Below are 25,652 nucleotides of genomic sequence, written 5' to 3' on the forward strand. Positions count from 1 at the left end.
TACAGAGAGTGAAAAGGTTCTGACTGTATGGAATATGATTTGACGGACCGAACCGCGTTGGTCACGGGTGCCGGTCGTGGCAACGGCAAGGAGATCGCAAAGTTGCTCGCGGCCAACGGGGCCAGTGTAGTCGTGAACGATCTCGACAGCGAACCGGCTGAGGAGACGGTCGAGGAGATCGAATCCGATGGCGGCGAGGCGATAGCGATCGCCGCGGACGTCAGCCAGACCGAAGAGGTGGACGCGATGTTCGAGACGGCGAAGGATCGACTCGGGGCCGTCGATACGCTGGTGAACAACGCTGGCGTCGGAAAGGTCGAGAAGTTCACCGAACAGCCCGACGATACCCTGCTGGATCTCAATCTCGACACCCATCTGAAGGGCGCGTACCACTGTACGCGTGCCGCACTCGACGGGATGATGGAACAGGGATACGGCAACGTCGTCAACATCACATCGATCCACACGAAGAACGGCATCGGGATGTCACCACAGTACGATATCGGAAAGTTCAGTCTCCTCGGTCTGACGAAGACACTGGCACTCGAACTCGGCCGTGAGGGCATCCGCGTCAACGCGGTTGCACCGGGTTGGGTGGAGACGCGGATGACCGAGACTTTCGACGAGCGAACCCGCGAGCAGATCATCGATCTGAACCCGCTCGAACGGTTCGCTGAACCGGAAGAAATCGCACATGCCGTCGGCTTTCTCGTATCGCCGGCGGCTGATTACATCAACGGGCACGAACTGCGCGTCGACGGTGGGCAACAGACCATTGACAACTATAAGTTCGAGAGTGATATGACGGACAAGTTCTGAGCGGTTCGGTGACTCAGATTCTGGAATTCAATCATCATAGATGCGGACGATAGTGGCACGGACTTTTTGATACGTACTTCCCTCTCGCATTCAGTGACCTTTTGTCGTACTAATCGCGGCCTCTCGTACCTAGAGCACTGGTCCTGCACTCGGACGGTCCCATTTCGGCGGGATACTGGACCTCGATCTATGCGTACGGCGGTCGATCGACCGTCGAGTGCTGCCGCGACATACAATTATTCAAATTGAATGAGAACTCGCGAACGTGTACCCGCTAGTTCGACTCGGTGGAGTTCAGGAGCCAAGTTTATGTACTTCTTTAGAAATATAGTGAATAATAATTATATATTTTATTTATTCGTGTGGGATTTATTCAAGATGAGTAAACTCCCACAATTTCAGGACCCGTCTCCGACGTAGTGATTGTACTGGAGTTCGACGATGTTCGCCGTGTTCTTGACGGCGTCAAGCAAGCTCTTGTCGATGCCGTCGTCCCAGAAGCGACTCCGTGGGCCGGAAACACAAATGGCGCCGGCGACACTGTCAGTTTGCTCTTCGATGATCGGGACGCCGATGGCGAGAATGCCCTTCCGTCGGTCCTGATCCTCTATGGAGTATCCGCGTTTGCGAATCGCCTCTATCTCCTCAAAGAGCGCCTCTCGGTCGGTGATCGTGTGCGGCGTCTTGGCCGGCAAACCGTGGGACTCGACGATCGTTTCGATACGGGTGTCCGGAAGTTCTGCGAGCAGTGCCTTGCCGAGTGCAGTCCAGTGAAGGTGCGTCCGTTCGCCAGTTGGAGCGTTGTCGTAAATCGCGTCGTTGGGTGATTCGGACTTGTATATGAGTACCCGCTCGCCGTTCTCTTCGACGCCGAGATTCGCTGCCTCACCGGTCTGTTCGGCGAGATCGTTGATATGCGTCTTGGCAGCTCGATACAGGTCGAGCTGGCGGCGCGCGTACCCACCGTGTTCGAGGAATCTCAGCCCGATCTTGTACTTTCCGTCGTCTTTGATTACATACCCGCACTTGCGCAGGGTGTTCAGGTGGACTTGCGCAGTGCTCGGGGGAATGTCGAGGTGGTCCGCAAGTTCCGTCACCCGGACGCGGCCTAGTTCTTGAACCGCAGCGATCACGTCGAACGTCTTTTCGACGCCCGCTAGCGTGTTTTCAGTTTGTCCGCGTTCATCCATATGTGCGGTTATAGTAAACAAAGACCAAGCCACTTTCGGAACCGTACAAAATTTAACTCTCTTGAATCGCGCGGGTCAGTAGTCCCGATCCGCATCACCGTTACACGGAGTGATAGCGACTGGCGTATCTCACTACGTGGTCCTGCGATAGGCATAACAGTAGTACCCTTGTTATACAACAGAAAGTGCGATCCAACTTCGAGGATTCGATTATTTGTATCAGATACTATCTAGGCGAGACAGTGGGAGAACAATAACGAGAAAACATCACTAGAATTATGTCTTTTTAGTCGTTTTGAATTCTCGTTGTGCATCACCATTGGCCATCTATCAACAATAAAGTAGTACTCTCGGTCGACTATTATGTATTTTAAATGTTATGCTGTATTTTATGGTAATACTCTACTCTTTGGTCGATAAACAGAATGTAGAGGCAACTAAACCAATTTAGGACTAAAAATACATTACACTGTATTTATCATTTTTCTGAATATAGATATATTCTTCTCGTCACAGCTTTTGAGGATACCTGCTTTTCTTCTACCCGAACTGTAATTTCTCCTCAAATTCTTTCAATATCTGAATTCAAACACAAAGCTGAGATAAGAGATGTGATCTCAAGTATATAGATCGACACGGTTGGATGAGCAAACGCCGATGGCTCTTAGATTGTTAGACGGAGTGATCGCCTCGGCAGATGTCACAAGGCATTTATCGGCTGGTAATTATATGTAATTACACGATGCCAGCCGAGTTCCCAGACTACCTCGACGTCGACTACACGGACGGCGAAGGCGAGACGCCCGCCGACTACCCGACGATCCAAGACAAGATCGAGAAGGCCATCGAGGTCACGAAACGCGGCCTCGAACAGTACGAGAACCCAGCCGTGATGTGGACCGGCGGCAAGGACTCGACGCTCACGCTGTACTTCATCAAGGAAGTCGCCGAGAAGTACGATCTGGAGACGCCGCCGGCGGTCTTCATCGATCACTTCCAGCACTTCGACGAGATCCACGACTTCGTCGACCACTGGGCGGAAAAGTGGGACCTCGAAGTCATCTACGCGCGCAACGAGGACGTCGGCGCGTACGTCGAGGAGCACGACCTCGAACCCGGCGACGACGTCGAGATCGCCGAGCTCTCGGAGCACAACCGACACCACGTTCGGGACCTGCTCGAATACGAGGAGGACACCTTCCCGTTCCTGCTCGACACCTACGTCGGCAACCACCTGCTGAAGACGGTCGCGCTCAACGACGCCCTCGAAACCTACGACGTCGACGGCGTCATCTCCGGCGTCCGCTGGGACGAGCAGGAGGCCCGCGCCGACGAGACGTTCTTCTCGCCGCGGCACGACCCCGACATCTACCCGCCGCACGACCGCATCCAACCAATCCTCCAGTTCGAGGAGGCCGCCGTCTGGGAGGCCTTCTGGAACTTCGTCGTCCCCGACACCGTCGAGGGCTACCCCGAGGACGGCTACGTGCCGCAGAGCGCCGAGGACCTCCCGAACGGCCTGACGATGGCGGACATCCCGGTGTCGCCGAAGTACTTCGCCGGCTTCCGCTCGCTGGGCAGTGAGGTCTCCACGGACAAGACGACCGAAGAGCCGGCGTGGCTGCAGGACATGGAGAACACGACCGAGCGCGCGGGGCGCGCCCAGGACAAAGAGGACCTGATGGAGCGCCTCCGCGACCTCGGCTACATGTAACCTCGGTCACGAACGCCCCAGACCGCCCGTCGCCGACGGGCCCATACCTCTTTTCGACGTGGCAGATTCGCCGATCGCTACTCAGTCTCCGCCCCGACCTCGACGCGCTCGTGGATCGGCCCCGCCCGGTCCTTCAGATGCCGCGGGGTCCGCCCGTTCGAGACCGCGAGCACCTCCGCGACGATGCTGTGGGCGATCTGGAACGGCGACCCGCCGCCGAGATCCAGCCCGATCGGGGTGTACACCGACGCGAGCGCGTCGTCGCTCCACTCTCTGCCGTCGTCGTCGAAGGCGTCGAGCATCCGGTCGAAGCGCTCTCGCGGTCCCATGATCCCGACGTACGGGACGCCGGCGTCCAGACACGCCTCGACGGTCAACTGGTCGTCGATGAAGTTGTGCGTCATCACGACCGCGTGGGTCCGCTCGCCGAGATCGAGGTCGTCGCCGACGCTCGCCGGCGACGTCGTCACCGTCCGGTCGGCGTCCGGGAACTTCTCGTCCAACTCGACGGCCCCGCGGAACCCGACGACGGTCACGCGGAAGTCGTTCTTCGCCGCGAACGTCGTGACGGGCCGGACGTCGTGACCGGTTCCGAAGACGATCAGCTCAGGCGGGGCGTCGAGCCCGTCGACGAAGAGTTCGATCTCGCCGCCGTCGCGCTCGATCCGGACCGTGCTCGCGTTGCCGCGCGTGGCGAGTTCGGTCGCCGGTCCGGCCAGTTCGTCGGCGGGCCAGTCGGTCGCCTCCGATCCGTCGGGCAGTTGTAACGAGCCCGTATCGGGGTAGAAGTACGCTCGGTCGCCCTGCTCGAAGCGCTCTCTCTCGTCGCCGAGAACGGTGACGACCGCGACGTCGCGGCCCGAAAAGAACGCCTCGACCGCCGGCCGGTACGTCTCGGTCAGGGGTTCGACGAGAACCTCGATGATACCGTTGCAGCCGACGCCGAGGCCCCAGACGTCCTCGTCGTCGTCCTCCATCAGGTCGTAGGTGATCCGCTTCGGTCGGCCTCCCTCACGGACCTCGTCTCCGACGCGGAGGAGTTCGTCCTCGAGACAGCCCGCGGTGATGCTGCCGACGCCCGTGCCGCCCGCCTCGAGGAGCATCTTCGCCCCCGGTCGGCGGTAGGCGTTCCCCTCGACGTCGACGATCGTCGCGAGGACGTCGGTGCTCTCTCCGTCGAGTCGGTCGCGGATCTGCTGTACGATCTCCGTTTCGGGAACGCTCCAGTGTTGCTGTGTCATAGGTGATTTGCTGTAGAAGTGTCGGCTCCACCGCTGGAATCGTGGCGACTGTCGGGCGAGCACTCGCCGAGTTGCAGTCCGGACGTGGTCTCGCGAGCGACGTACACCTTCTGTAGGCCCGCGTCGTGGAGGTCGGTCCCGCACGCGCCCGCGCCGAGCGCCGCCCGAACGCCCGCCGCGTCGGTCACTGCCGCGCCGGCGACGACGTCGACGCCCGCCGCGAACAGCGGATTGGGGAGGAACGACGCCGTCGCGCCGATCACGACGACCGTCGCCGAGGCCGGTGCCGCCTCCAGGTACGTCTCGACGCCGCCGTAGACGAACGCCGATCCGGTCACGAAGACGACCTCCGCGTCCGTCATCGCCTCCGCAGTCTCGCCGGGTGTGAACGTGCGCACGCGAACGCCCGCCGGATCGGGTGCCTCGTCGATCCGCTCGCGCTCGATCACGCGGACCGCGACGTCCTCGAACTTCCGAAAGGCGGGCGTGAACAGGCCGACCGTGGTGATCCGCTCGACGCCGTCGTCGAGCAACGCCATCGGGTCCCCCCGACGCCACTCGATGTGCGGTGCCGAGAGCGCGTTCAGCGCCGCGATCCCGAGCGCGCGGTCGGCCCGAGCGGTCGTACGCGTGACAGGGGCGGCTTCGCCGTCCACCTCGGCTGTCACTCCCGACAGCAGCGATTCGACGCTCCGATCCGCCGGTTCCGGCGGGGGACCCGGCGGCAGGTGAGCGAGCCCCGCGGTCTCCTGCCCACCGACGCGCAACTCGACGAGCACCGCGCGCTCGCCGACGGAGATCTCCTCGACACTCGCGTCGGCCGCGTCGGGTCGGAGTCGCCCTCGGACCGTTTTCAGCAGTTCACTCATCGCGATCACCGCCGGCCGTGGCCTCGAACCGCCGCGCGTCGTGCTCGTAGCCGACGACGCCGCCCAGGCCGCGCTGTTCGATCTGGCGGGCCGCCTCGTCGAGATCCGCGGGCTCCGCGAACCCGAACAGCGCGTCGAGATAGGGCAGCGCGGTCGCCATCCCGCGGGAGGTCGGTTCGAACGAGGCCGAGACCGCCAGCGGGTTGAGCCAGACGACCGCGCTCGCCCGGTCGGCGAGCCACGTGACGCCGGCCGCCAGTTCGTCTGGATCGCCGACGTCGAGACCGTCGCTGACGACGACGACGACCGTGCGTCGGTCGACTGCGTAGGGGTGCCGCCGCCGGAGCGTCGCGAACGCCTCGCCGATCTTCGTCCCGCCGCCCCACTCGATCGCCGCCTCGCGCAGCGCGCCCGCTGGGTCGCCGTCGCCGCGCTCGAACTGCGGCGTGACGTCGACGAGGTCGGTGTCGAACAGGAACACGCCGGCGTCGCGGGCGCTCGCGTGGAGCCGCTCGGCGAACGCCAGCAGAACGCTTCTGTCGCAGGTGTCGAGCACAGAGCCGCTGACGTCGATCAGCAGGCAGCACCGGAGCTCGCTCGGAACCGGCTTCGAGGACGGCAGTTCGATCGGTGCGCCGCCGGTCGCGAGGCTCGCGCGAAGCGCCCGTCTGGCTTCCACGTGCTCCCCGGTCGAGGCGTGGCGGCGTCGGCGACCCGGGATCGTCGAGAGCGCGTCGACGAACCGGTCGATTGCGGCGGTCTCCGCCCGCGACAACTGCGCCGCGTCGACGTCGACGCGCCCGCTCCCCCCGACGGCACTGTAGCGGCGCGCGTCGCGCTCGCCGGTCGCTTCCGGCCTGTCGCCCGTCGCGTGCTGTCTGTCCGTCGGGATCCGGACCTCGGCGGGAGCCTCGTTCGACTCTGAGCCGTCGAACGCCGGTGCCTCGGCGTCGGCCAACACGTCCGGAGGGTCGGCGTCGTCGGTTACTGCAGACGACTCGTCGGCCTCTCTGCCGCTGTCACTGTCGTCCATCGGCGTGTCGTGCTCCGTCGCGATCGCGCTCAGGCCGGACCGGAGCCGGTGCCAGAACGTCGGGAACGCCGACTCGAACGCGTCGGCGTCGGCCGGTTCCGAGAGCAGCGTCGCTCGCAGCGCGTCCTCGGCACTCCCCCGGTCGTCGAGGCCGATCACGGAGAGCGCCCGGGCGGCCGCGAGCGTATCGCTCGGTGGAACGGTGACGCCGTCGGACCTGAGCTTCGTCGCGAGTCGGATCAACTCGATCAGCGCGTGTCTCCGTGCCCCGCGGAAGTCTGGGACGCCGTCACGCGTCGAAAAGCGGTCGAACCCGCCGTTGTCGGCGTCGGTATCGGTCGAGAGATCGATCTCCTCTGTGCGCTCGGTCCCGTCCGTGACCTCGACAGTGTCCGCCATCGACGACTCCTCGTCGGTCCCGTTCGCCGCCGGATCGCCGTTCTCGAAACTCATCGTCCTCAGGCTTCGATGCGCTCGCCGGCCGCGGCGGCGGCCTCTCGTAGCGCTTCGAGCAGTTCGGTGTCGACGCGCGCGAAGTCCTCGGCCTCCTTCAGCAGGCAGCCGAGCGTCCGCTCGATCTCCGTCGTCGAGAGCGACTCCTCGCCGTCGTCGTGCCGCAGTTGCGCCACCGCTCGCGCCCAATCGAGCGTCTCGGCGACCCCCGGTTGCTTGAGGAACGCCTCCTCGCGGAGGCGGGCGGCGATGGCGCACACCTCCGCGGCGACGGCGGCGTCCAGTTCCGGAACCTTCCGGCGGACGATCTCGTACTCGTCCTCGAAGGACGGCGGTTCGACGTGCAGGTACAGACACCGCCGCTTCAGCGCGTCCGACAGCCCTCGCGTCCGGTTCGACGTCAGGATCACGATCGGGGGCTGGTCGGCCTTCACGGTCCCGTACTCCGGGATCGACACCTGAAAGTCAGACAGCAGTTCCAAGAGGAACGCCTCGAACTCCTCGTCTGCGCGGTCGATCTCGTCGACCAGCAGCACCGGCGGGACGTCGCCGTCGGCTCTGAGCGCGCGGAGCAGCGGCCGCTCGAGGAGGTACTCCTCGTCGAAGACCGACCGCTCGCGTCCGCCGTGCCGGTCGCCTGAGGCGGTCTCGTGCGCGTCGGCCGCCGCGTCCCCGCCGCGATTCCCGCCCGCCACCGTCCCCTCGTCGGCCTGGACTGCCAGCAGTTGCTTCGTGTAGTTCCACTCGTAGAGCGCGTTCTCGGCGGTGAGCCCCTCGTAACACTGCAACCGGATGAGTTCGGTGTCGAACCCGCTCGCCAGCACCTTCCCGAGTTCGGTCTTCCCGCTCCCGGGCGGCCCCTCCACGAGCAGCGGCCGGCCGAGCGTGAGCGCGAGGTGGACCGTCGTGACCGTACGGTCGTCGGCGACGTACGATTCCGACTCGAAGCGGTCTTCGAGGTCGGCCGGCGACAGCGAGGAGAACGCGTCCGCCGTCATACTGACTCCGCGGGGGCGTCGAGGTACGACTCCGGATCCGCGCTGAACGACTCCGCACACCCCTCACAGCAGAAGTAGTACGTCTCCCCGTCGTGTTCGACCGACGGTGCCGTCTCGGGGTCGGCGGTCATCCCGCAGACCGGATCTGTCGCGAGTTCGGTGGCTTCGTCGTCGGTTACACCAGCGTCGTCTTCGGCGGCGGTTTCGTCCTCCGCATCGACGCCGGTGTCAGCGCGCTCGACCGCACGAGCGCCCGTTCGAGACCGCGCGTCGACGACCTCCGCGAGGAGACTCACGGCGATCTCGGCCGGCGTGTACGCCGCGATGTCGACGCCCGCGGGATTCGTGACGGCGGCCGCGACGTCCCCGGGGTCGGCGTCGAGCAGCGTCGCCGCCCGCTCGTAGACCTCCTCGCTCCGCGTGTCGCTGGCGACGAGGCCGACGTACGGCGCGCCGGCCTCGATCCCCGCGGCGACGCCGCGGGCGTCGTACTTGCCCATCGAGGCGACGACGACGAGCGGGGCGGGGCCGATCGCCTCGACGATGGCGTCCGGATCGGTCGACTCGACTACGCGGTCGGCACCGCCGTCCCCTTCGTCGCCGCCCTCCGGATCGACGCGGACGACGTCGACGGCCAGTTCGCCCGCGAGTCGCGAGAGCGACTCCGCGACGGGCGAATCGCCGACGATCACCAGTTCGGGACGCGGGTCCACCGGTTCGATGAACAGTTCGAGGACGCCCTCGCTGTGGCAGTGCATCGGGAAGGCCGAGAGCCCGGGACGGTCGATCTCGTCGGGATCGGGCGCGATGCCGACCAGCCGGGGGTCGCCGTCGTCCAGCGCGGCCAGCGCCTCGCTCGTCGCGGTCGTCTGGGCACACGCCGCGCCCCCGATCCACCCGTGGAGTTCGCCGTCGGCGGTCACGACCGCGCGGTCGCCGACGTTCGCGGAAACCGGTGGCTCGCGGCGGACGATCGTCACGCGGGCGTACGCCTCGCCCGCGTCGGTCAGTTCCGCCTCCAGCGCGGCGACGTCGCCGTCGCTGACCGCCGCCCGAGGGGGGTCGTCGCGTCTCGTGTGTGTGTCGTTCCCTGTCATTTGGTGTATTCACGTCGCCAGCGCCAATGGGGTTGTCGCCCGCCGCTGACTCGCAAACGCTGCGGAATCGCACGCCTTGTTCCCGTCCGGCCGTTCCGCGGATCGAGCATCGGAGGTCGCCGTGGTGGCGACCGCGACGACGACCACTGCGCTCGGTCGCCGATGGTGCGGCGGCCGGTCGGTCTCGCCCGCTCAGTCGTCTGCCGGTTCCTCGCTCGCGTCGCCGGTGAAATCGAAGCTGACGTTCTGGTTCGGATCGAGCGCCAGCCCCGCCTCGTCGAGGGCCTCCCAGACGCGGTCGGGCGTCATCGCATCTCGACGTGCGTGGTGCCCGCGTGGGCCATCGCGTCGACGACCGCGTTGACGATGGCCGGCGGGGATCCCACGGTGGGCGACTCGCCGACGCCCTTCGCACCGATCGGGTGGTGCGGCGACGGCGTGACCGTGTAGCCCGTCTCGAAGTTGGGAATCTCGTTGGCCGTCGGCAGCAGGTAGTTCATGAAGTCCCCGCCCGTGCAGTTGCCGTTCTCGTCGTAGGTGACGTGTTCCATCATCGCCGTGCCGATGCCCTGAGCCAGTCCGCCGTGGATCTGCCCCTCGATGACCATCGGGTTGATGCGGTTGCCGCAGTCGTCGACGGCGACGAACTTCTCGAAGTCGACCTCGCCGGTCTCGCGGTCGATCTCGACGACGACGATGTAGGAGCCGAACGGGTACGTCATCTCCGGCGGGTCGTAGTAGTTGACGGCCTCCAAACCGGGCTCCTCGGAACTGGGGTGGTGCATGTACGCGCTGGCGGCGATCTCGGTGATCGTGATCGAGCGGTCGGGCGCGCCGGCAACGTGGAAGTGGCCGGACTCGCGGTCCCACTCGATGTCCTCCTCGGCGGCCTCGAGTTCGTTGGCCGCGATGGTCTTGGCCTTGTCACGCACCTTCCGTGCGGCGACTGCCGTCGCCGCGCCGGCGACGGGCGTCGAGCGCGAGCCGTAGGTGCCGAGCCCGTACGGGTCGGTGTCGGTGTCGCCGTGCTCGACGGAGATGTTCTCGACGTCCATCCCCAACTCCTCGGCGACGATCTGGGCGAACGTCGTCTCGTGACCCTGTCCCTGCGTCTGGACGCCGACCCGGAGGACGGCGTTTCCGGTCGGGTTCACGCGGATGTCCGCCGAGTCGAACATCTCGATGCCCGCGATGTCGCAGGACTTGCCCGGGCCCGCGCCGACGACTTCCGTGAACGAGGAGATGCCGATGCCGATGAGCTTGTCGGCGTCCTCCTCGATCCGGCGCTGTTGCTCCTCGCGGTAGTGGTCGTAGTCGGCCATGTCGAGGGCCAGATCCAGCGCCTTCTCGTAGTCGCCGGAGTCGTAGTTCCAGCCGGTCGGGCTCTCGTAGGGGAACTGCTCGGGCTGGATGAAGTTCCGCCGACGGATCTCGGCGGGGTCCATATCGAGTTCCTGAGCGAGCACCTTCACCATCCGCTCGATGAGGTAGACCGCCTCGGTCACCCGGAACGAGCACCGGTAGGCGACGCCGCCGGGGGCGGTGTTGGTGAACGCCGCCGTCAGCGACCCGTACGCCGCCTCGATGTCGTAGGAGCCGGTGAAGATGTTGAAGAAGCCGGCCGGGAACTTCGAGGGCTGGGCGACGGCGTTGTACGCGCCGTGGTTCGCCAGCACGTCCGTCCGGACGCCCTTGATGATCCCGTCCTCGGTGGCCGCGAGCTCGCCCGTCATATCGTAGTCGCGGGCGAACCCGGTGGTCTGGATGTTCTCGGAGCGCTCCTCCATCCACTTGACGGGCTGTTCGAGCACGACCGAGGCCGCGGCCGCGACGACGTAGCCGGGGTAGATCGGCACCTTGTTCCCGAAGCCGCCGCCGATGTCGGGGCTGACGATCCGAACCTTGTGCTCGGGGATGCCCGACACCTGCGAGAACAGCGTGCGGTGCGCGTGCGGGGCCTGCGAGGTGAGGTGGACGGTGATCTTATCCTTGCCGGGGTCCCAGTCGGCGACGCACCCGCACGTCTCGATCGGCGCGGGGTGGAGCCGCTGGTACTCCATCTGCTCTTCGACCGTCACGTCGGCCTCCTCGAACACCCTGTCGGTGGCCTCCTTGTCGCCGACGTCCCAGTCGAAGATGTGGTTGTCCTCCTGGTCTTCGAGTTCGTCTCTGATGAGCGGCGCGTCGGCTTCCAACGCCTCCTCGGCGGTGACGACCGGGTCGAGCACCTCGTAGTCGACGTCGACCTTCTCCGCTCCGTCCTTGGCGATGTAGCGGTCCGTCGCGATCACCGCGGCGACCTCTTGGGACTGGAACTTGACCTTGTCGTTGACGAGGACGTCTTGGGTGTCGTCCATCAGCGTCGGCATCGTCGCCAGTTCGTGCGCCGCCAGATCCTCTGCGGTCAACACGGCGACGACGCCGTCGACGTCCATCGCGCGCGACGTGTCGATGTTCTCGATCCGAGCGTGCGCGTGGGGGCTCCTGACGATCTCGCAGTGGAGCATCCCCGGCTTCTTGATGTCGTCGACGTAGTTACCGCGGCCGGTGATGAAGCGCTTGTCCTCCTTGCGCTTGACCTCCTCGCCCATCCCGCCGCGGCCGTGGCCGTGGTGTTTCTCGGGGTCGGGACCGCCGTCCTCGTCGTGTTGATACTCCGTGTCCGCGACCGGAACGTCGTCCGTTTCGCTGCTCATACGTTGTCACCTCTGTGCTCGGCGTCCGTCGAGGGACCGCCGCAGCAGTTTTCCGCGCCGCAGGTGAACTCGCCGTCGTCTGCGACCTCGTAGCCCTCGAAGGGGTCGGGGGCGTCGGTGTCGGCCTCCGTCGGTGGGGTACTGTCGTTCCCATCGACGGCGACGGTGCCGCCGTCCGCGGCGGGCTGGGCGGCGAGTTCCTCGGCGGCGTACTCGATCGACTTCACGATGTTCTGATAGCCGGTGCACCGACAGAGGTTGCCGCTGATCGCCTCGCGGATCTCCTCCTCGCTCGGGTCGGGATTCTCGTCGAGGAGCGCCTTCCCCGACATGATCATCCCGGGCGTGCAGTAGCCGCACTGCAGGCCGTGCTCCTCGTGGAACCCCTCCTGGAGCGGGTGGAGTCCGTCGGACTCGGGGAGGTCTTCCATCGCCTCGACGGTCATCACCTCGCTGCCGTCCGCCTGCGCGGCGAACAGCAGGCAGGACTTGATCGGCTCCCCGTCGAGGAGGACCGTACAGGCCCCGCAGTTGCCGGTGTCGCAGCCGATGTGCGTGCCCGTCAGGTCCAGATCCTCGCGGATCGCGTGGACGAGCAGTCGTCGCGGTTCGACCTCGATGGATCGCTCGGTGCCGTTGACCGTCAGTTCGATTTCGCGTGTGTCTGTCACGGTGCTGCCCTCCGTTCGATGACGCCAGCGCGCTCGGCGGCGTCGCCGAGCGCCCGCTGGGCCAGTACCTCGACCATTCGTTCCTTGTAGGACGCGTCGCCGTGCTCGTCGGACTCGGGGTTCGACTGCTCGGCGGCGAGTTCGCCCGCCTCCGCGAACAGCTCGGGGTCCGGTCGCTCGCCTTCGAGCCGTTCCTCGGCGTCGCTCGCGCGGGCGTTGGTGATGTCGACGGCGGTCATTCCGATCCCCGCGTCCTCGATCCGGCCGTCGTCGTCGAAAATCAGCCGCGCGGCGACGCCGGCCATCGCGTAGTCGCCGGTCTTGCGCTTCAGCTTGTGGTAGGCGCTGCCCTCCCGTTCGACCGGGACGGGGACGCGCGCCTCGGTGATCAGCTCGTCCTCGTCGAGCGAGGTGTCGTAGGGGAGCAAAAACAGCTCGTCGACGGGGACGGTTCGCTCCCCGTCGGGACCCCTCGCGACGACCTCGCCGTCGTGCGCGATCAGCACCGAGCCCCAGTCGCCCTTCGGATCCGCCTGCGCGATCGAGCCGACGATCGTTCCGCGGTTGCGGATCTGGGGGTCCGCGACGAGGGGCGCGGTGTCGGCGAAGCTCCCGTACCGCGCTTCGATGACCTCCGAGTCCGCCACGTCGGCGTGTCGCGCGAGCGCGCCGATCCTGAGGTAGCCGTCCTCCTCGTGGAGGTAGTCGAGTTCGTCGATGCCGTTGATGTCGACGACCGTGTCCGGACGGGCGAGTCGGAACCGGAGCATCGGCACCAGGCTCTGCCCTCCCGAGAGGATCGTCGGCTCGTCGAGACTCTCGAGCAGACTCACCGCCTTGCTGACGGAGGTCGGTTCGTGGTGTTCGAAGTTTGCTGCTTTCATAACATCTTCCGTAATCTGTCTGTGACGCCGCCGCTGGCCTCCTCGTCGACGTCGCTCATCTGCTGCTCGATGTTTCCGAAGAAGTTGTTCACGATCTTGTTGGCGACGGGCTTGATCACCCGCGAGCCGAGCTGGGCGATCCGTCCCGAGATGTCGGCCTCGGTCCACCACTCGATCTGCGAGCTCTCCCCGTCCTCCGTCGGGTGGATCTGCATCCCCGACTCCATACTGAAACTGGATCCGGAGGCGTCGCCGCCGCCGGAGGCGACCATCCGGAAGTTCTCGCTGTCGCGCTCGTCGATGGTCACCGTCGTCTCGAACCGGGGTTTGACGCTCCCGACGCCGACCTGCATCAGCGCCGCGTACGTCTGCCCCTCGACGAACGCGCGGTCGGCGACGACGTCCGCGTCCGCCTCCGGCAGCATCTCGACGTCCTCTTCGGCCTCGTAGTCGTCGAAACTGAAGTCGTCGTCCATCGGGGTGATGTACCGACACCCCTTCAGCGCGTCCCGGACCGCCATCGGGTCCGACAGCACGATCCACGCTTTCTCGGGCGGTACGCCGTCTAACTCGAACTCTCCTTCAAATTCCATGTGTCTCCGCTCTCCGTCGCTCCGTTGTCTCGGTCGTCGCCCGTCGCCATCTTTTAAGTACCTCTACTATGTGCACACTATTATCACGGTCTATGATATCAGACAGGTACCCAATAAAAGTTTGTGTTGGTCGGCGACAGTTCCCGAGCAGTAATTTATGACGGGTGACGCAGAACACACCGATATGGAGGCAGCGGAGCACGATCACGACGACCTCATCGCGTGGGACGACGGCGCGGCGCGCGTCCTGCGACTCCGAGAGCGGTGGCTCCCGCACCTCGGAACCGAACGCGTCGAGATCGACCGCCTCACCGGGCGGACGCTCGCGGAACCGATCGATTCACCGGTGGATGTCCCGGCACAGAGTCACGCGACGATGGACGGCTACGCGTTCGACGCCACCGACGAGTACCCCCTGACGGTCGTCGACGCCGACGTGTACCCGGAGGACGAACCCCCGTCGTTGGCGGCGGGCGAGGCGATCCGAATCGCCACCGGTGCGCCCGTTCCGGCGGGCGCGAACGCGGTGCTCAAACGCGAGGAGGCGACCGTCGAGGACGGACAGCTCACCGGGACGGTCCTCGATCCGGGCACGTACGTCTACGAGCGCGGCAGCAACGTCGCCGCGGGCGAGCGGCTGTTCGAGGCGGGCGAGCGCCTGAGCCCGAAGGACGCGATCTTGCTCGGCGACCTCGGGATCGACGCCGTCGAGGTCCGGACGCCGCTGTCGGTCGGCCTCCTCGCGACCGGGACGGAGATCCACGAGGGCCGCCACCGCGATCTCGATTCGCCGATGCTCGCGGGGCTGATCCGCTCGTGGGGCCACGACGCGACCTACGAGGGGAGCGTCCCCGACACGTACGAGCGCGTCGAATCCGAGATCGCCGAGTTGGCGCGGGAGCACGACGTCGTCGTGACGACCGGCGGGACCAGCGTCGGGAAGAAGGACTACGTGGTGCGGGCGCTCCACTCGCTCGGCGACGTGCTCTTCCACCGGGTTCGGCTCCGCCCCGGCAAACCGATCGCGGTCGCGGAACTGCCCGATCACGACGCGGTCGCCATCGCGATCCCCGGCAAGCCCGTCGGCGCGCACGCCGTCACGACGCTCGTCGCGCGGCCGTTCTTCACCGGCGACGCGTCGCTGCCGACGGTGCCCGCGCGGATGGCCCGCCACGTCGACATCGCCACGCCCGGCTTCGCCTACGCCATCCCGGTGACGTTCGAGGGCGACGGCGCTGGCGACACCGATTCCGCCGACGCCACCGACGGGGACGGCTCTCCGACGGCGATGCCGCTCGGGCACGTCGACTCCGACCTCGCGGTCTACGAGTCGGCGTTCGACCCGAGCGTCCTCTCGTCGAGCACTCGGGCGACCCGCGCGGACGGGTTCGTCCTCACGGGCGAGGGCGTCGAGCGCGGGCAGGCGGTCGACGTCGTCCCCTACTCGGCCGTCGAGTGATGCCGGACGATTCGGGGGGATTACCGACCGTCTCACCGCCCTTCGACGAGCGGACGTCCGAGGGTTCTCGGGCGCGTCGGAAGCGCCCGCGCGTCGCGGGCGTCCTCCTCGCGGCGGGGACGAGCAGTCGCTTCGGCGATCGCAACAAGCTATTGGCGACGCACGGGGGCGAGCCGATCGTCCGGCGCGCGGCGCGGGCGCTCCTCGACGCCGGGCTCGATCCGGTCGTCGTCGTGGTCGGTCACGAGGCCGAGCGCGTCGCCGACGCCCTCGACGGTCTCGACGTCCGGTTCGCCGCCAACGACGCGTACGAGACCGGGCAGGCGTCGTCCGTCAGAGCGGGGATCGAGGCGCTGCGCGAGACGGAGCAGCGCGTCGACGCTACGGTGATCGCTCTCGGCGATATGCCCTTCGTGTCTCCCGAGACGGTGGAGACGCTCGTGTCCGCCTACGAGGCGGGAGTCGGAGACGCCCTCGCCGCCGCCTACGAGGGCGAGCGCGGGAACCCGGTGCTGTTCGATCGCCGGCACTTCGCGGCGCTCTGCGACGTCGACGGCGACGTCGGCGGCCGGGAGATACTCTTGGAGGGTGACGCGAGCGCCTGCGTCGCGGTTCCCGATCCCGGCGTCCGCCGCGACGTCGACGAGCCGGCAGACCTCGGATAACGGTCGGTTCGGCGCGTCAGCCGCGCCGTCGGCTCACTCGTCGGACTCGAACTTCTCGACGATGATCTTCCCGTCTTCGACGTGCCACTCGACGCGGTCGCCGGCGCCGACGTCGAGGAAGTTGCGAACGGGCTTGGGGACCGTCGTCAGGTTCTTCTCGGAGATCTTCGTGTTCGTCAGCGTGCCCATAGGCTACGTCTTCTCGTGGTGTTTACATAGCTTACGCTATGTGCCGTCTTCCGCGCGCACGATCCGGGGTTCAGACCGACGACTTCCAGCGGTGTGCGCCGCCGTCGGAGGCCTTCGTGAAATCGAGGTCGAACCGATCGGAGTTCAAGAGCACCTCCCCCGGGAGGTATCGGTCCTCGTCGACGGCGTTCAACACGTCGCGGTCGTCCATCTTCGCGAGGATCGCCCGAACCGTCCGTTCGCGGCCCGGAATGAGGTTCGCCTCCTCGATCACCGCCTCGGTCGTGACTTCCCCTTCGAGGAGCGCCAGTCGAATCGCCGCGACCCACGCCGGCTCCCGCTTCAACTCCCGACACATACTCTTCGGGACCCGCTTCTCCGGCGACCGAATTAGCGTTTGCGGAGTGAGAAGCCGATCGCAAGCCGACCGTCTGACGAATCCTGGACGTCGAGGCGTGGCTTCGACCGCCTCAGTTCAGATCGAACAGCTCCGCGGCCTGCTCCATATCCTTGTCGCCGCGGCCGCTGAGGTTCACGAGGATCGTGTCGTGTTCGTCGGCGAGCTCCTTCGCGAGCGCGATCGCGTGGCTCGATTCGAGCGCGGGGATGATGCCTTCCTCCTCGGAGAGTTCCCGGAACGCGGCCTTCGCTGCCTCGTCGTCGACGGCGCGGTAGTCGCAGCGACCGACCGCGCGGAACATCGCGTGCTCGGGGCCGACCCCGGGGTAGTCCAGCCCCGCGGAGACGGAGTGCACCTCGACGTCGTCGCCGATGACGCGCGTCTTCATCCCGTGGATCGTCCCGTCCGCGCCGTCGGCCAGCGGGGCGGCGTGGCGCTTCGATCCCGCGCCCTCGCCGCCGCCCTCCGCGCCGTAGAACGCGACGTCGTCGTCGCGGAAGGCGTGGAACAGCCCCATCGCGTTGCTGCCGCCGCCGACGCAGGCGACGGCCGCGTCGGGGAGGCCGCCGGTGCGTTCTCTGAACTGCTCGCGCGCCTCCTCGCCGATGACGGCCTGGAAGTCTCTGACCATCCGCGGGAACGGGTCGGGACCGACGACCGACCCGACGAGGTAGTGGGTGTCGTCGATGTTCGCCGCGAAGTCTTCGAGCGCGGCGTCGACGGCGTCCGAGAGGCCCGCGCCGCCCCGGGTCACCTCGTTGACCTCCGCGCCCATCAGTCGCATCCGGAAGACGTTCATCTTCTGGCGCTCGACGTCCTTCTCGCCCATGTAGATCTCCGTGTCGAGATCGAGCAGCGCACCGACCATCGCGGTCGCCGTGCCGTGCTGGCCCGCGCCGGTCTCGGCGATGAGTCGTGACTTCCCGGCCTTCTTCGCGAGCAGCGCCTGCCCGAGCGCGTTGTTGATCTTGTGCGCCCCGCCGTGCAGCAGGTCCTCGCGCTTGAGGTAGACGTCCGCGCCGTAGCGCTCGCTCAGGCCCTCGGCGTGGTACAGGGACGTGGGGCGGCCGGCGTAATCTTCTAGGAGTGCGTCGAGTTCCCGCTGGAACCCTTCTGTTTCCTTGATGTCGTCGTAGGCGGTCGCCAACTGTTCGAGCGGTTCCGCGAGCGGTTCGGGGACGTGCCGTCCGCCGTACCCCTCGAAATCTCCGTCTGACATACGGTTCGCACAATTCGCTTCCCAATGATAAACGATACTGTGCCTCGACAGCGCGACGGCCCGGGCGCTCCGTGTTGCGGCCGACGGTAACTTTACGGCGACAGCGGCGGATCTGATTGTGAGAGGGCCGCATCCGAATGAACAGTCGCGAGATCGCCGCGGTCGTCGGCGGAGCAGCCATTCTCGTCGGTCTCGCCGCCCTCGCTCTTCTCGCGGGGCGCGTCACGTACGGCGGCTTCGGCCCCGTTGCGCTCCTCGGACTGGCCCTTCCCGTGGCACTCGCGGTCGGGTTCGCGCTGCTCGTGTTGTTCCGGTGGTGAAACCGTCCCGGGCGCTCCCTGAACTCCCGGCACCCCGACATCTCTTTGTGGCCGCCACGTCAGGAACGACGTATGTCATCGCCCGCGATCCGGACCACCCACGTCGGGAGCCTGCCCCGCTCTGACCGACTGCGTTCGCTGTTGACGGCCGACGAGGTCGACGACGAGGAGTTCGACAGCGCCGTCGACGAGTCGATCCGCGAGGTCGTCCGCCGGCAGTCCGCGGCCGGCATCGACGTCGCCAACGACGGCGAGCAGAGCCGCATCGCCTACTCGGTCGACGTGACGAACCGCCTCTCGGGCTTCGGCGAGGGGACCGTCGAACGCGAGTGGCCCGCTGACCTCGACGACTTCCCCGAGTACGGCGAGGAACTGCTCGGCGCGAGCGAGAACATCGGCGGCCCGGTCGCCCGGGGACCGATCGAGTACGTCGGCGAGGAGGCCCTCGAACGCGACCTCGCCCGGTTCGACGAGGCCGTCGCGGCAGAGGGCGTCGAGTTCCCCGCTCGGTTCCACACCGCGCCCTCGCCCGGGGCGGTCCTCCGCTTTACCGAGACCGAGTACCACGACTCCGACGAGGCGTACCTCTTCGACCTCGCAGACGCGCTCGCGACCGAGTACGAACTGATCGCCGAGACGGGCGCGGTCCTCCAGATCGACGCGCCCGACCTGCTCGCGGGCTTCACGCTCACGTACAAGGACGACTCGGTCGACGACTTCCGCGAGCGAGTGCGCACGCACGTCGAAGCGCTGAACGAGGCCGTCTCGGCGGTCCCGTCCGAGCAGATCCGCCTGCACGGCTGCTGGGGGAACTACGAGGGGCCGCACCACCACGACGTCGCGCTCGACGCCGTGATCGACGCGTTCTACGAGGCCGACGTCGGCGGGCTGGTCGTCGAGGGCGCGAACCCGCGACACCAACACGAGTACCGGACGTTCGAGGAGCACCCGCTGCCCGACGGCTGGCGGCTGATACCGGGCGTCGTCGACGTGAAGACGAACGTCGTCGAACACCCCGAGGTCGTCGCCGACCGCATCGAGCGGTTCGCGAACGCGGTGGGCGACCCCGAGCGGATCGTCGCCGGCGCGGACTGCGGCTTCGAGACGGTCGTCGAGGGCGCGAACGCGGTCCATCCGAGCATTGCGTGGAAGAAGTTGGAGGCGCTGCGCGAGGGGGCCGACTTGGCGGCCGAACGGCTGTTCTGACCGCCGAGCGAAACACCTTCCTCCCCACCTGTCGACAACCCGACTGATGGTCCCCCGTCTCGACTCCCTCTCGGACTCCGTCCTCGGCCCCGTCTCCGACTTTTTCGGTCGGCCGAGAATCGGTCGATCCGCCCGGTCGATCCGGGCGGTGCTGCTGTTCGCGATCCTCTGGGGTGCCGCCTCCTACGAGCGCAACTTCAATCCCGAGATCCTCCCGGTCGCGTGGAACCCCGGCGGCAACCTCGGCGCGAACATCCGGACGTACCGGTACGCGGCCGAACTGGCGCGCGAGGGCCAGTCGTTCTACGGCGTCGCCCCGCCGGAGTTGGGCGGCTGGGCGGTGTATCTGTACCCGCCCATCACGGTCAGTGCCTACTACCCGTTCACGCTCCTCGAGTGGATGGCCGGCTACTGGGCCATCGTCGCGCTGAACGCGCTCGCCGGTGTCGTCGTCGCCGGCGCCATCGTGGCTTTCGTCGACCGGGTCAGCCACCGCCTCCCGTGGCTCGATGTGGGACTGATCGCCGGCGTCGTGCTACTCTCGCCGTTCACGTTCGGGACGATGTACTACGGGAACATCAACCTCGTCGTGGCGCTGGCCTTCGTCGCGGGCTTTCTCGCCCTCGACCGTGACCGACCCGTCCGGGCCGGCGCGGCGTTCGGGCTCGCGGCCCTCTTCAAACTCTTCCCGGCGGTCGTGGGCGCGTGGCTGCTCCGGACCCGCTCGTGGCGGTCGGTCGCGAGCGCGACCGCCGTGGGCGTCGGCGGGATCGCCGCCGGGATCGTCGCGTACGGCTGGGGACCGACTGTCACGTTCTTCACAGAGGTCGTCCCGAACCGCTCGGAGACGGCGGACTTCGTCGGCGGCTACCCGATCGACAGCACCTACTACGTGACGGTCCAGCGCCCGCTGTCGCACGTGCTCTGGGGGATCTTCCCGAACGCTCCCGCGGAGGCGTTGCTGCCGCTGACGCTCCTGGTGTGCGCGGGCGTTCTCGCCGTCTTCTATCGCCGCGTCGAGACGTTGCAGGCGCGGCTGATCGCCATCTTCGCGACGCTCGTGGTGACGATCACGGTCTTCCCGGCGCTGCAGTGGTACCTCGTCTTCCTCTTCTTCCCGATGATCCCGCTGTGGTACGTCTGGGACGGCCCCGGCCGACTCCTCTTTCTCGCGGGCGGCGCGGTGATGTTCGCCAACAGCCCGCCGGGGGCGATCATCGACGAGGTGGTCGCACTCGGCGTGCCGAACCTCGTGGAGGTCGTCGCCACCGCAGTCTTCACGTTCGCGACGGTCCAACTGTACGGGATCGCGATTATGCTGCTAGCGTGCGCGGCGTGGACGTTCGGCTGGCACCCCGCACGGGCCGTGAGCGGGGTTACTGGGGCGCTTCGGCGCTGACTGCGGCTGAGGCCAACAGTTTTATTCGGTCCAGTCGTGGGTCTCGCTACCGTGGTTCAGCCCCGCTACACGCACGTCAGCATCGTCGCGGCGGATCTCGAAGAGTCTGCGACCTTCTACGAGTCGGTGTTCGGGATGGAACGGATCCCGACGCCGGCGTTCGAGGAGCCGGCGCAGTGGCTCGACTGCGGCGGGCTCCAACTGCACCTCGTCGAGCGCGAGGACGACCCGCCCGGGTTCAACCACCACGCGCTCCACGTCGACGACTTCGAGGCCGTCTACGAGTCGATCACGTCCCACGAGGCCGCCGAGGTCGAACTCCTGCCGCAGATCGAGACCGGGTACGTCGACGGCGAACCGCCGGTCTACGTGCTCCCCTCCGGCGCCGTTCAGTTCTACGTTCGCGACCCCGCCGGGAACCTAGTCGAAGTCAACGCGCCCGACGCCGACGCGCTCGACACGTCGGTCGTGCCGAATCTCGTCGAGCGCGACGACATCGAGCCGCCGGGGCCGGGGGAGGAACCCGCGCCGATCTATATGAGCGAGTGAGCCGCGCGACTGTCGGCTCGCGGTCTCGCACGGTCACACCTATGCGCCGAGCCGTCGTATCCTCGACTATGCGGACATTCGAACTTCGCGCCGACGACACCGGCACGGTCGAACTCGTGTGCGAGCGGTCCGACGAGGAGGCCTCCGCGCCCCGCGTTCGATCGTTCTCGGGACGCGACGAATTCGGACTGCTCGTCGACGGACTGACCCCCGGTGAGCGGGTGCGCCTGTTCGTCGACTGCGACGGCGACTCGGCGTAGCCCCGGTACCGCCTCGACGCACGGCGTCCCCGGAGACAACTCCTACTCTAGGCGTTCGACCACGAACGCGGTCGCCGGCGGGACGGCGCGGGCGTACAGTTCGGCCCACGCGAGGTCCCCCTGCGCGCGGGCCGCGTCGATGTAGCCGTCCTCGATGTACTCGGGGAGGTACTCGAACGTCCCGAAGGCCGGCCGCGCGAGCCGGGCTGCCAGTCGAGCGTCCTCGCTCCCCTCGATCGCCGCGATCGCGTCTCTGGCTCGATCGGCGGTCTCCTCGACCGATTCGACGGACACCGGGTCCTGATACGCACCGTCTCGAATCCCCTCGATCGCCGCGCGGAGGGCCTCGACGGCCGCGAGGGCCTGTCCGGCCTCGATCACGGCAGTCGCGTAGTCGCCGTCGTCGCGGCGTTCCTCCTGGTCGTCGGTCGAGGCGCTGACCTGCCCGCTGGCCCGACGGAAGAGCGCTCGGGCGGGCGTGCCGTCGAGATCGGCACGGAACGGTGGCTCGTAGACGTCGAGGAAGTCCCGGACCGTCGCTCGGGTTCGAGAGACCGCCACTGCGAGGCGGTCCGAGGCGTCGATCAGGGCCGACCACTGGGAGGGCGGGTCGTCGCGCTCGTTCAGGTAGACCGCCCGCAAGCGCCCGGCGTCCGCGAGCGTCGCGCGGGCGAGGTCGACGCGGCCGACGGCGTCGCCGGCGCGGAACGGGTGAGCGACTGGATCGTCCGGGTAGGCGGGGTCCGGGCGCGTTCGGCGACGACAGTCCGCGAGCAACCCCTCGATCGGCTCGTGCGCGAGCACCGCCTCCAGCGTCGACGAGGCGCGGTACTCGTGGTCGGCGGCGAGTGAACCGAGCGCCGAGCGGACACCGCGGCGATGCGACTCGATCTCGTCGGCGTCGTCCTCGCCGGTCGCCGCGCGGTAGGCACCGAAGAGGGCCGCGGCGTCGTTTCGACGACTGCGCCACGCGTCGAGGCCGTCGGTCGGCCACGGCTCCTCGACCCCGTCGTCGATCCGCTCGGCGGCGCGCTCGCGGTCCGCGCGAAGTTCCTCCGCGACGGCCCCGTTGGGAACCGACGGGTCGGTCGGGACCTCCGCCAGCAACGCCTCGGCGCGCTCGCGGTGGTCGTCGGCGAGTCGCCCCGGGACGTCGACGGGAAACGGGGAATCGGGCCACTCGATCGAGCCCGCGGCGTCGGGCGGCAGGTCGACGTACTCGCGCTCGTCGTCGCTCCCGAGGACGGGCAGCCCCGAGCACCCGGCCAGTCCGGCGACGCCCAGCGTCCCGATTCCGGCGAGGAGTCGGCGACGGGAGGTCATCGCTCGTCACCTCCCCCGGCGGGCGTCACCGTCGGATCGAACGGTTCGCCGCGGCGGAGCGGCCCGCAGGAACTCGACATCCCGCTCCCGCTTCCCGACGATCGCTCGGCCGCGACGGGGAGTCGAATCGCGAACCCGGCGGTGTGGGTCTCGTCGGCTCCGCACTCGACGTCGGCGGGGCGCGTGGCCCGGCAGAAGTCCGCGTGCGGGTGGAGGTCGTCGGCCTCCAGTTCGTCCCACTCGACGCTCACCGATCGGAGTCGGAGCTCGTAGCAGGCTTCGACGGGCATCGAGAAGATGTAGACCGACTCGGCGTCGAAGTCCGTCTCGGCGGCGAAGGCGCGGAGTTCCTCCGCCTCGGGGACGCCGTTGAAGGTGAGCGACTCGAGGTCGGCGTCGTCGACGAGGACGCTGCGGGCGGTGAGGGGCCACCGGCTCCGTTGGTCCTCCGTCACCGTCGGGAGTTCCTCGCGCGTACTGAACAGCACGTCTCCGTCCGTGTTTCGGACGTGTCTCGCCTCGTAGTCGTCGAGCGTTTCGTCGTCTCTCGGGGGGTCGATGGACGGACGGTCGCTCTCGCCGGAACAGCCGGCCAGCGCGGCGACCCCCGACGCGGCCGCGAGGAGGGCTCGGCGGCGGGTCAAGTCGGGCATCTCCTCTGGCTTCGTCGACGGGTACAAAACGTCTTGTGGAGGCGACTGCGTGCTGTTCAGTTAGGAAAGATAGACACGAGAACAGCCCGGAACTGGCTTCAATCACCTCGTCTCTATCGAGTATGGCCGACTGAACTCGGAATCACCACCACCGATAGCGCGGTTGGCACTCCCTCGTCACGAGCGGTTTTAGAAATGGACTCGCCGGGATTTGAACCCGGGGCCTCTCCCATGCCAAGGGAGTGATCTACCCCTGATCTACGAGCCCTCGTTCGCACTCGTCCGTATTCCGCTTTCGTTCTTAAGGGCTTCGACTTGCCGAACGTCGACCGCGGGTCGGAATCCTTTTGTCGACCACGGAGGAGAGTACAGACGGGAACAGCACGGCCGCAAATCTGACTCGCCGCCTCGCGCGGCTTGGGATTGCGGAAGTGCGATGTCGCCGACACCGTCGGCCGCATCACATCGCGTATTCTGCGGTCTGTGCCGTTCCAACCCAAACAATGGCACGAATGCACACCCGCCGCCGCGGCTCGTCCGGTTCGGACAAGCCGGTGGCAGACGAACCCCCGGAGTGGAGTGACGTCGAAGCAGACGACATCGAAGCGCGCGTCGTCGAGCTCGCAGAGCAGGGCCACGAGCCGAGCCAGATCGGCCTGAAGCTGCGCGACGAGGGCGTCAAGGGCGTTCCCGTCCCCGACGTCAAGCTCGCGACCGGCAAGAAGGTGACCACGATCCTCGAGGAGAACGACGCGTCCCCGGAGATCCCCGAGGACCTCCGGAACCTGATGGAGCGCGCCGTGCGCCTCCGCCGCCACGTCAACGAGAACCAGCAGGACATGCAGAACAAGCGCGCCCTGCAGAACACCGAGTCGAAGATCCGTCGCCTCGCGGACTACTACCGCGGCGACGAGCTCGACGAGGACTTCACGTACACCTTCGACGTCGCGGTCAAACTCCTCGAAGAGTAACTCCCACACGCACAGATGGCATCTCGATCCGACACCGCCGCCGACGCGAACGCCCCCACCGAGAGCGCGGCCGACGCGCTCGCGAGGGCCTCGTTCGTCCGCGTCGTCGCGGCGGCCGACGGCGACTCGCTGGCGGCCGCCGGCCTGCTCGCGCGAGGGCTCCGACGCGCCGACGTGCCGTTCCACGTGCGCGTCGCCTCGCTCGGAGCCGACGCGCCCGCGGCCGGCGACGGCGTCTTGGCGGCCGTCGGATCGACGCTTCCGACCGCGGACGTGACGATCGCCCCAGACGGCGAACCGGCGAGTCTCCGCGCCTACGAGGTGGCGAAGACGCTCGCGGACGGCCGGGGGACGACCGATGTCGACCCGGCACTCGCGCTCGCTGGCGTCGTCGCCGCCGGCGACCACCCGTCGTCGACGGCCGGACCGCTCGTCGAGGCGGCCGTCGAATCCGGCGCGCTCGTCCGACGGCCCGGCGTCGCGATACCGACCGACGACGTCGTCGACGGACTGGCGCACTCGACGCTGCTGCACGCGCCGTTCTCCGGCGACAGCGAGGCCGTCGCAGACGAACTCGGCTCGATGTCGGGCGACGGATCCGACGCACTCGACGACGAGGCCCGGCGATCGATCGCCTCGCTCGTCGCGCTCGCGGTCGCCGGCGACGACGACGCGACGGGACGGGCCGCGACCGCGGTCGAGCGGGCGCTTCGCCCCTACGCGACCCCGGACGGCCCGATGGCGACGCTCGGTGGCTTCGCCGACGTGCTGAACGCCGTCG

Annotated in this window: 25 protein-coding genes, 1 tRNA gene and 1 pseudogene; 11 read left to right on the top strand and 16 right to left on the bottom strand. The window is 67.2% G+C overall.

Annotation, left to right across the window (positions count from 1 at the left end):
• Positions 1-27 precede the first annotated feature (27 nt).
• Positions 28-819 (top strand): SDR family NAD(P)-dependent oxidoreductase, encoded by a 792-nt coding sequence (locus tag ACP99_RS13420; protein ID WP_049987091.1) that lies wholly within the window; start codon positions 28-30, stop codon positions 817-819.
• Between the two features lie 398 nt (positions 820-1,217).
• On the opposite strand, the gene ACP99_RS13425 is transcribed toward ACP99_RS13420, so the two are convergent.
• A complete protein-coding gene (locus tag ACP99_RS13425) occupies positions 1,218-2,009 on the bottom strand; it encodes an IclR family transcriptional regulator (RefSeq protein WP_049987092.1) in 792 nt (263 codons plus the stop codon).
• A 742-nt stretch (positions 2,010-2,751) separates the two neighbouring features.
• On the opposite strand from ACP99_RS13425, the gene ACP99_RS13430 reads away from it, so the two are divergent.
• Positions 2,752-3,723 (top strand): phosphoadenosine phosphosulfate reductase family protein, encoded by a 972-nt coding sequence (locus ACP99_RS13430; RefSeq protein WP_049987093.1) that lies wholly within the window; start codon positions 2,752-2,754, stop codon positions 3,721-3,723.
• Between the two features lie 77 nt (positions 3,724-3,800).
• On the opposite strand, the gene ACP99_RS13435 is transcribed toward ACP99_RS13430, so the two are convergent.
• The 9 genes from ACP99_RS13435 to ACP99_RS13475 all read right to left on the bottom strand — a co-directional run bounded on the left by ACP99_RS13435 (position 3,801) and on the right by ACP99_RS13475 (position 14,258).
• Positions 3,801-4,964, bottom strand: coding sequence for an XdhC family protein (locus tag ACP99_RS13435; RefSeq protein WP_049987094.1), 1,164 nt, complete (start codon positions 4,962-4,964; stop codon positions 3,801-3,803).
• The gene (locus tag ACP99_RS13440) at positions 4,961-5,833 is read right to left on the bottom strand and encodes a Rossmann-like domain-containing protein (protein WP_049987115.1); all 873 of its coding nucleotides are present in this window, start codon (positions 5,831-5,833) and stop codon (positions 4,961-4,963) included. Before ACP99_RS13440 ends, ACP99_RS13435 begins: the two co-directional genes overlap by 4 nt.
• Positions 5,826-7,319: a VWA domain-containing protein gene (locus tag ACP99_RS13445; RefSeq protein ID WP_197052457.1), complete on the bottom strand. Its 1,494-nt coding sequence runs from the start codon at positions 7,317-7,319 to the stop codon at positions 5,826-5,828. Before ACP99_RS13445 ends, ACP99_RS13440 begins: the two co-directional genes overlap by 8 nt.
• Positions 7,320-7,324: 5 nt before the next feature.
• Positions 7,325-8,317: an AAA family ATPase gene (locus ACP99_RS13450; RefSeq protein WP_049987095.1), complete on the bottom strand. Its 993-nt coding sequence runs from the start codon at positions 8,315-8,317 to the stop codon at positions 7,325-7,327.
• Positions 8,314-9,414, bottom strand: a complete 1,101-nt coding sequence (locus ACP99_RS13455) for an XdhC family protein (RefSeq protein WP_049987096.1) — start codon at positions 9,412-9,414, stop codon at positions 8,314-8,316. Before ACP99_RS13455 ends, ACP99_RS13450 begins: the two co-directional genes overlap by 4 nt.
• A gap of 305 nt (positions 9,415-9,719) precedes the next feature.
• On the bottom strand, positions 9,720-12,110 hold the full coding sequence (locus ACP99_RS13460) for an aerobic carbon-monoxide dehydrogenase large subunit (RefSeq protein ID WP_197052458.1): 2,391 nt from the start codon (positions 12,108-12,110) through the stop codon (positions 9,720-9,722).
• Positions 12,107-12,781, bottom strand: a complete 675-nt coding sequence (locus ACP99_RS13465; RefSeq protein WP_049987097.1) for a (2Fe-2S)-binding protein — start codon at positions 12,779-12,781, stop codon at positions 12,107-12,109. Before ACP99_RS13465 ends, ACP99_RS13460 begins: the two co-directional genes overlap by 4 nt.
• On the bottom strand, positions 12,778-13,665 hold the full coding sequence (locus ACP99_RS13470; RefSeq protein ID WP_049987098.1) for an FAD binding domain-containing protein: 888 nt from the start codon (positions 13,663-13,665) through the stop codon (positions 12,778-12,780). The genes ACP99_RS13465 and ACP99_RS13470 overlap by 4 nt, the downstream gene beginning before the upstream one ends.
• Positions 13,662-14,258: a CoxG family protein gene (locus tag ACP99_RS13475; protein WP_049987099.1), complete on the bottom strand. Its 597-nt coding sequence runs from the start codon at positions 14,256-14,258 to the stop codon at positions 13,662-13,664. The genes ACP99_RS13470 and ACP99_RS13475 overlap by 4 nt, the downstream gene beginning before the upstream one ends.
• A gap of 157 nt (positions 14,259-14,415) precedes the next feature.
• Between ACP99_RS13475 and ACP99_RS13480 the strand changes: the two genes are divergently transcribed.
• Positions 14,416-15,717 carry a molybdopterin molybdotransferase MoeA gene (locus ACP99_RS13480; RefSeq protein ID WP_231554299.1) on the top strand — a complete coding sequence of 434 codons (1,302 nt, stop codon included), beginning with the start codon at positions 14,416-14,418 and terminating at the stop codon, positions 15,715-15,717.
• Complete coding sequence (locus ACP99_RS13485; RefSeq protein WP_049987101.1) at positions 15,717-16,382, top strand: nucleotidyltransferase family protein; 666 nt, start codon at positions 15,717-15,719, stop codon at positions 16,380-16,382. Before ACP99_RS13480 ends, ACP99_RS13485 begins: the two co-directional genes overlap by 1 nt.
• A gap of 33 nt (positions 16,383-16,415) precedes the next feature.
• On the opposite strand, the gene ACP99_RS19350 is transcribed toward ACP99_RS13485, so the two are convergent.
• The 3 genes from ACP99_RS19350 to trpB all read right to left on the bottom strand — a co-directional run bounded on the left by ACP99_RS19350 (position 16,416) and on the right by trpB (position 18,190).
• A complete protein-coding gene (locus ACP99_RS19350; protein ID WP_081927469.1) occupies positions 16,416-16,571 on the bottom strand; it encodes an AbrB/MazE/SpoVT family DNA-binding domain-containing protein in 156 nt (51 codons plus the stop codon).
• A 70-nt stretch (positions 16,572-16,641) separates the two neighbouring features.
• Positions 16,642-16,929 (bottom strand): hypothetical protein, encoded by a 288-nt coding sequence (locus ACP99_RS13490; RefSeq protein ID WP_049987102.1) that lies wholly within the window; start codon positions 16,927-16,929, stop codon positions 16,642-16,644.
• Between the two features lie 112 nt (positions 16,930-17,041).
• Positions 17,042-18,190 carry a tryptophan synthase subunit beta gene (gene trpB, locus ACP99_RS13495; RefSeq protein WP_049987103.1) on the bottom strand — a complete coding sequence of 383 codons (1,149 nt, stop codon included), beginning with the start codon at positions 18,188-18,190 and terminating at the stop codon, positions 17,042-17,044.
• Between the two features lie 137 nt (positions 18,191-18,327).
• Between trpB and ACP99_RS13500 the strand changes: the two genes are divergently transcribed.
• The 5 genes from ACP99_RS13500 to ACP99_RS13520 all read left to right on the top strand — a co-directional run bounded on the left by ACP99_RS13500 (position 18,328) and on the right by ACP99_RS13520 (position 21,924).
• On the top strand, positions 18,328-18,510 hold the full coding sequence (locus ACP99_RS13500; protein WP_049987104.1) for a hypothetical protein: 183 nt from the start codon (positions 18,328-18,330) through the stop codon (positions 18,508-18,510).
• A 72-nt stretch (positions 18,511-18,582) separates the two neighbouring features.
• The gene (locus ACP99_RS13505; RefSeq protein ID WP_049987105.1) at positions 18,583-19,716 is read left to right on the top strand and encodes a cobalamin-independent methionine synthase II family protein; all 1,134 of its coding nucleotides are present in this window, start codon (positions 18,583-18,585) and stop codon (positions 19,714-19,716) included.
• Positions 19,717-19,762: 46 nt separating this feature from the next.
• Positions 19,763-21,115 (top strand): glycosyltransferase family 87 protein, encoded by a 1,353-nt coding sequence (locus ACP99_RS13510; protein WP_049987106.1) that lies wholly within the window; start codon positions 19,763-19,765, stop codon positions 21,113-21,115.
• A gap of 51 nt (positions 21,116-21,166) precedes the next feature.
• The gene (locus ACP99_RS13515; protein WP_049987107.1) at positions 21,167-21,664 is read left to right on the top strand and encodes a VOC family protein; all 498 of its coding nucleotides are present in this window, start codon (positions 21,167-21,169) and stop codon (positions 21,662-21,664) included.
• Between the two features lie 68 nt (positions 21,665-21,732).
• Entirely contained in the window at positions 21,733-21,924 is a 192-nt protein-coding gene (locus ACP99_RS13520; protein WP_049987108.1) for a hypothetical protein, read from the top strand.
• A 42-nt stretch (positions 21,925-21,966) separates the two neighbouring features.
• On the opposite strand, the gene ACP99_RS13525 is transcribed toward ACP99_RS13520, so the two are convergent.
• The 3 genes from ACP99_RS13525 to ACP99_RS13535 all read right to left on the bottom strand — a co-directional run bounded on the left by ACP99_RS13525 (position 21,967) and on the right by ACP99_RS13535 (position 24,168).
• Positions 21,967-23,247: a hypothetical protein gene (locus tag ACP99_RS13525; protein ID WP_049987109.1), complete on the bottom strand. Its 1,281-nt coding sequence runs from the start codon at positions 23,245-23,247 to the stop codon at positions 21,967-21,969.
• Positions 23,244-23,900, bottom strand: a complete 657-nt coding sequence (locus ACP99_RS13530; RefSeq protein WP_049987110.1) for a hypothetical protein — start codon at positions 23,898-23,900, stop codon at positions 23,244-23,246. The genes ACP99_RS13525 and ACP99_RS13530 overlap by 4 nt, the downstream gene beginning before the upstream one ends.
• 196 nt (positions 23,901-24,096) lie before the next feature.
• A tRNA-Ala gene (locus ACP99_RS13535) sits at positions 24,097-24,168 on the bottom strand.
• 235 nt (positions 24,169-24,403) lie between these two features.
• Between ACP99_RS13535 and ACP99_RS13540 the strand changes: the two genes are divergently transcribed.
• Positions 24,404-24,871 (top strand): 30S ribosomal protein S15, encoded by a 468-nt coding sequence (locus tag ACP99_RS13540; RefSeq protein WP_049987111.1) that lies wholly within the window; start codon positions 24,404-24,406, stop codon positions 24,869-24,871.
• A gap of 15 nt (positions 24,872-24,886) precedes the next feature.
• A pseudogene (locus tag ACP99_RS13545) lies at positions 24,887-25,652 on the top strand (hypothetical protein); the annotation flags it as partial.

Origin of the sequence: Halobellus rufus, from assembly GCF_000739575.1 — an archaeon.
Classification (GTDB): Archaea; Halobacteriota; Halobacteria; order Halobacteriales; family Haloferacaceae; genus Haloquadratum; species Haloquadratum rufum.

Excerpts from the sequence above, each read along its gene's own strand:
- ACP99_RS13440 (WP_049987115.1), bottom strand. The coding sequence starts at position 5,833 with ATGAGTGAACTGCTGAAAACGGTCCGAGGGCGACTCCGACCCGACGCG.
- ACP99_RS13475 (WP_049987099.1), bottom strand. The coding sequence starts at position 14,258 with ATGGAATTTGAAGGAGAGTTCGAGTTAGACGGCGTACCGCCCGAGAAA.
- ACP99_RS13470 (WP_049987098.1), bottom strand. The coding sequence starts at position 13,665 with ATGAAAGCAGCAAACTTCGAACACCACGAACCGACCTCCGTCAGCAAG.
- ACP99_RS19350 (WP_081927469.1), bottom strand. The coding sequence starts at position 16,571 with ATGGGCACGCTGACGAACACGAAGATCTCCGAGAAGAACCTGACGACG.
- ACP99_RS13500 (WP_049987104.1), top strand. The coding sequence starts at position 18,328 with ATGAACAGTCGCGAGATCGCCGCGGTCGTCGGCGGAGCAGCCATTCTC.
- ACP99_RS13450 (WP_049987095.1), bottom strand. The coding sequence starts at position 8,317 with ATGACGGCGGACGCGTTCTCCTCGCTGTCGCCGGCCGACCTCGAAGAC.
- ACP99_RS13455 (WP_049987096.1), bottom strand. The coding sequence starts at position 9,414 with ATGACAGGGAACGACACACACACGAGACGCGACGACCCCCCTCGGGCG.
- ACP99_RS13490 (WP_049987102.1), bottom strand. The coding sequence starts at position 16,929 with ATGTGTCGGGAGTTGAAGCGGGAGCCGGCGTGGGTCGCGGCGATTCGA.
- ACP99_RS13540 (WP_049987111.1), top strand. The coding sequence starts at position 24,404 with ATGGCACGAATGCACACCCGCCGCCGCGGCTCGTCCGGTTCGGACAAG.
- ACP99_RS13435 (WP_049987094.1), bottom strand. The coding sequence starts at position 4,964 with ATGACACAGCAACACTGGAGCGTTCCCGAAACGGAGATCGTACAGCAG.
- ACP99_RS13520 (WP_049987108.1), top strand. The coding sequence starts at position 21,733 with ATGCGGACATTCGAACTTCGCGCCGACGACACCGGCACGGTCGAACTC.
- ACP99_RS13445 (WP_197052457.1), bottom strand. The coding sequence starts at position 7,319 with ATGAGTTTCGAGAACGGCGATCCGGCGGCGAACGGGACCGACGAGGAG.
- ACP99_RS13525 (WP_049987109.1), bottom strand. The coding sequence starts at position 23,247 with ATGACCTCCCGTCGCCGACTCCTCGCCGGAATCGGGACGCTGGGCGTC.
- ACP99_RS13425 (WP_049987092.1), bottom strand. The coding sequence starts at position 2,009 with ATGGATGAACGCGGACAAACTGAAAACACGCTAGCGGGCGTCGAAAAG.
- ACP99_RS13530 (WP_049987110.1), bottom strand. The coding sequence starts at position 23,900 with ATGCCCGACTTGACCCGCCGCCGAGCCCTCCTCGCGGCCGCGTCGGGG.
- ACP99_RS13480 (WP_231554299.1), top strand. The coding sequence starts at position 14,416 with ATGACGGGTGACGCAGAACACACCGATATGGAGGCAGCGGAGCACGAT.
- ACP99_RS13510 (WP_049987106.1), top strand. The coding sequence starts at position 19,763 with ATGGTCCCCCGTCTCGACTCCCTCTCGGACTCCGTCCTCGGCCCCGTC.
- ACP99_RS13460 (WP_197052458.1), bottom strand. The coding sequence starts at position 12,110 with ATGAGCAGCGAAACGGACGACGTTCCGGTCGCGGACACGGAGTATCAA.
- ACP99_RS13485 (WP_049987101.1), top strand. The coding sequence starts at position 15,717 with ATGCCGGACGATTCGGGGGGATTACCGACCGTCTCACCGCCCTTCGAC.
- ACP99_RS13505 (WP_049987105.1), top strand. The coding sequence starts at position 18,583 with ATGTCATCGCCCGCGATCCGGACCACCCACGTCGGGAGCCTGCCCCGC.
- ACP99_RS13430 (WP_049987093.1), top strand. The coding sequence starts at position 2,752 with ATGCCAGCCGAGTTCCCAGACTACCTCGACGTCGACTACACGGACGGC.
- ACP99_RS13420 (WP_049987091.1), top strand. The coding sequence starts at position 28 with ATGGAATATGATTTGACGGACCGAACCGCGTTGGTCACGGGTGCCGGT.
- trpB (WP_049987103.1), bottom strand. The coding sequence starts at position 18,190 with ATGTCAGACGGAGATTTCGAGGGGTACGGCGGACGGCACGTCCCCGAA.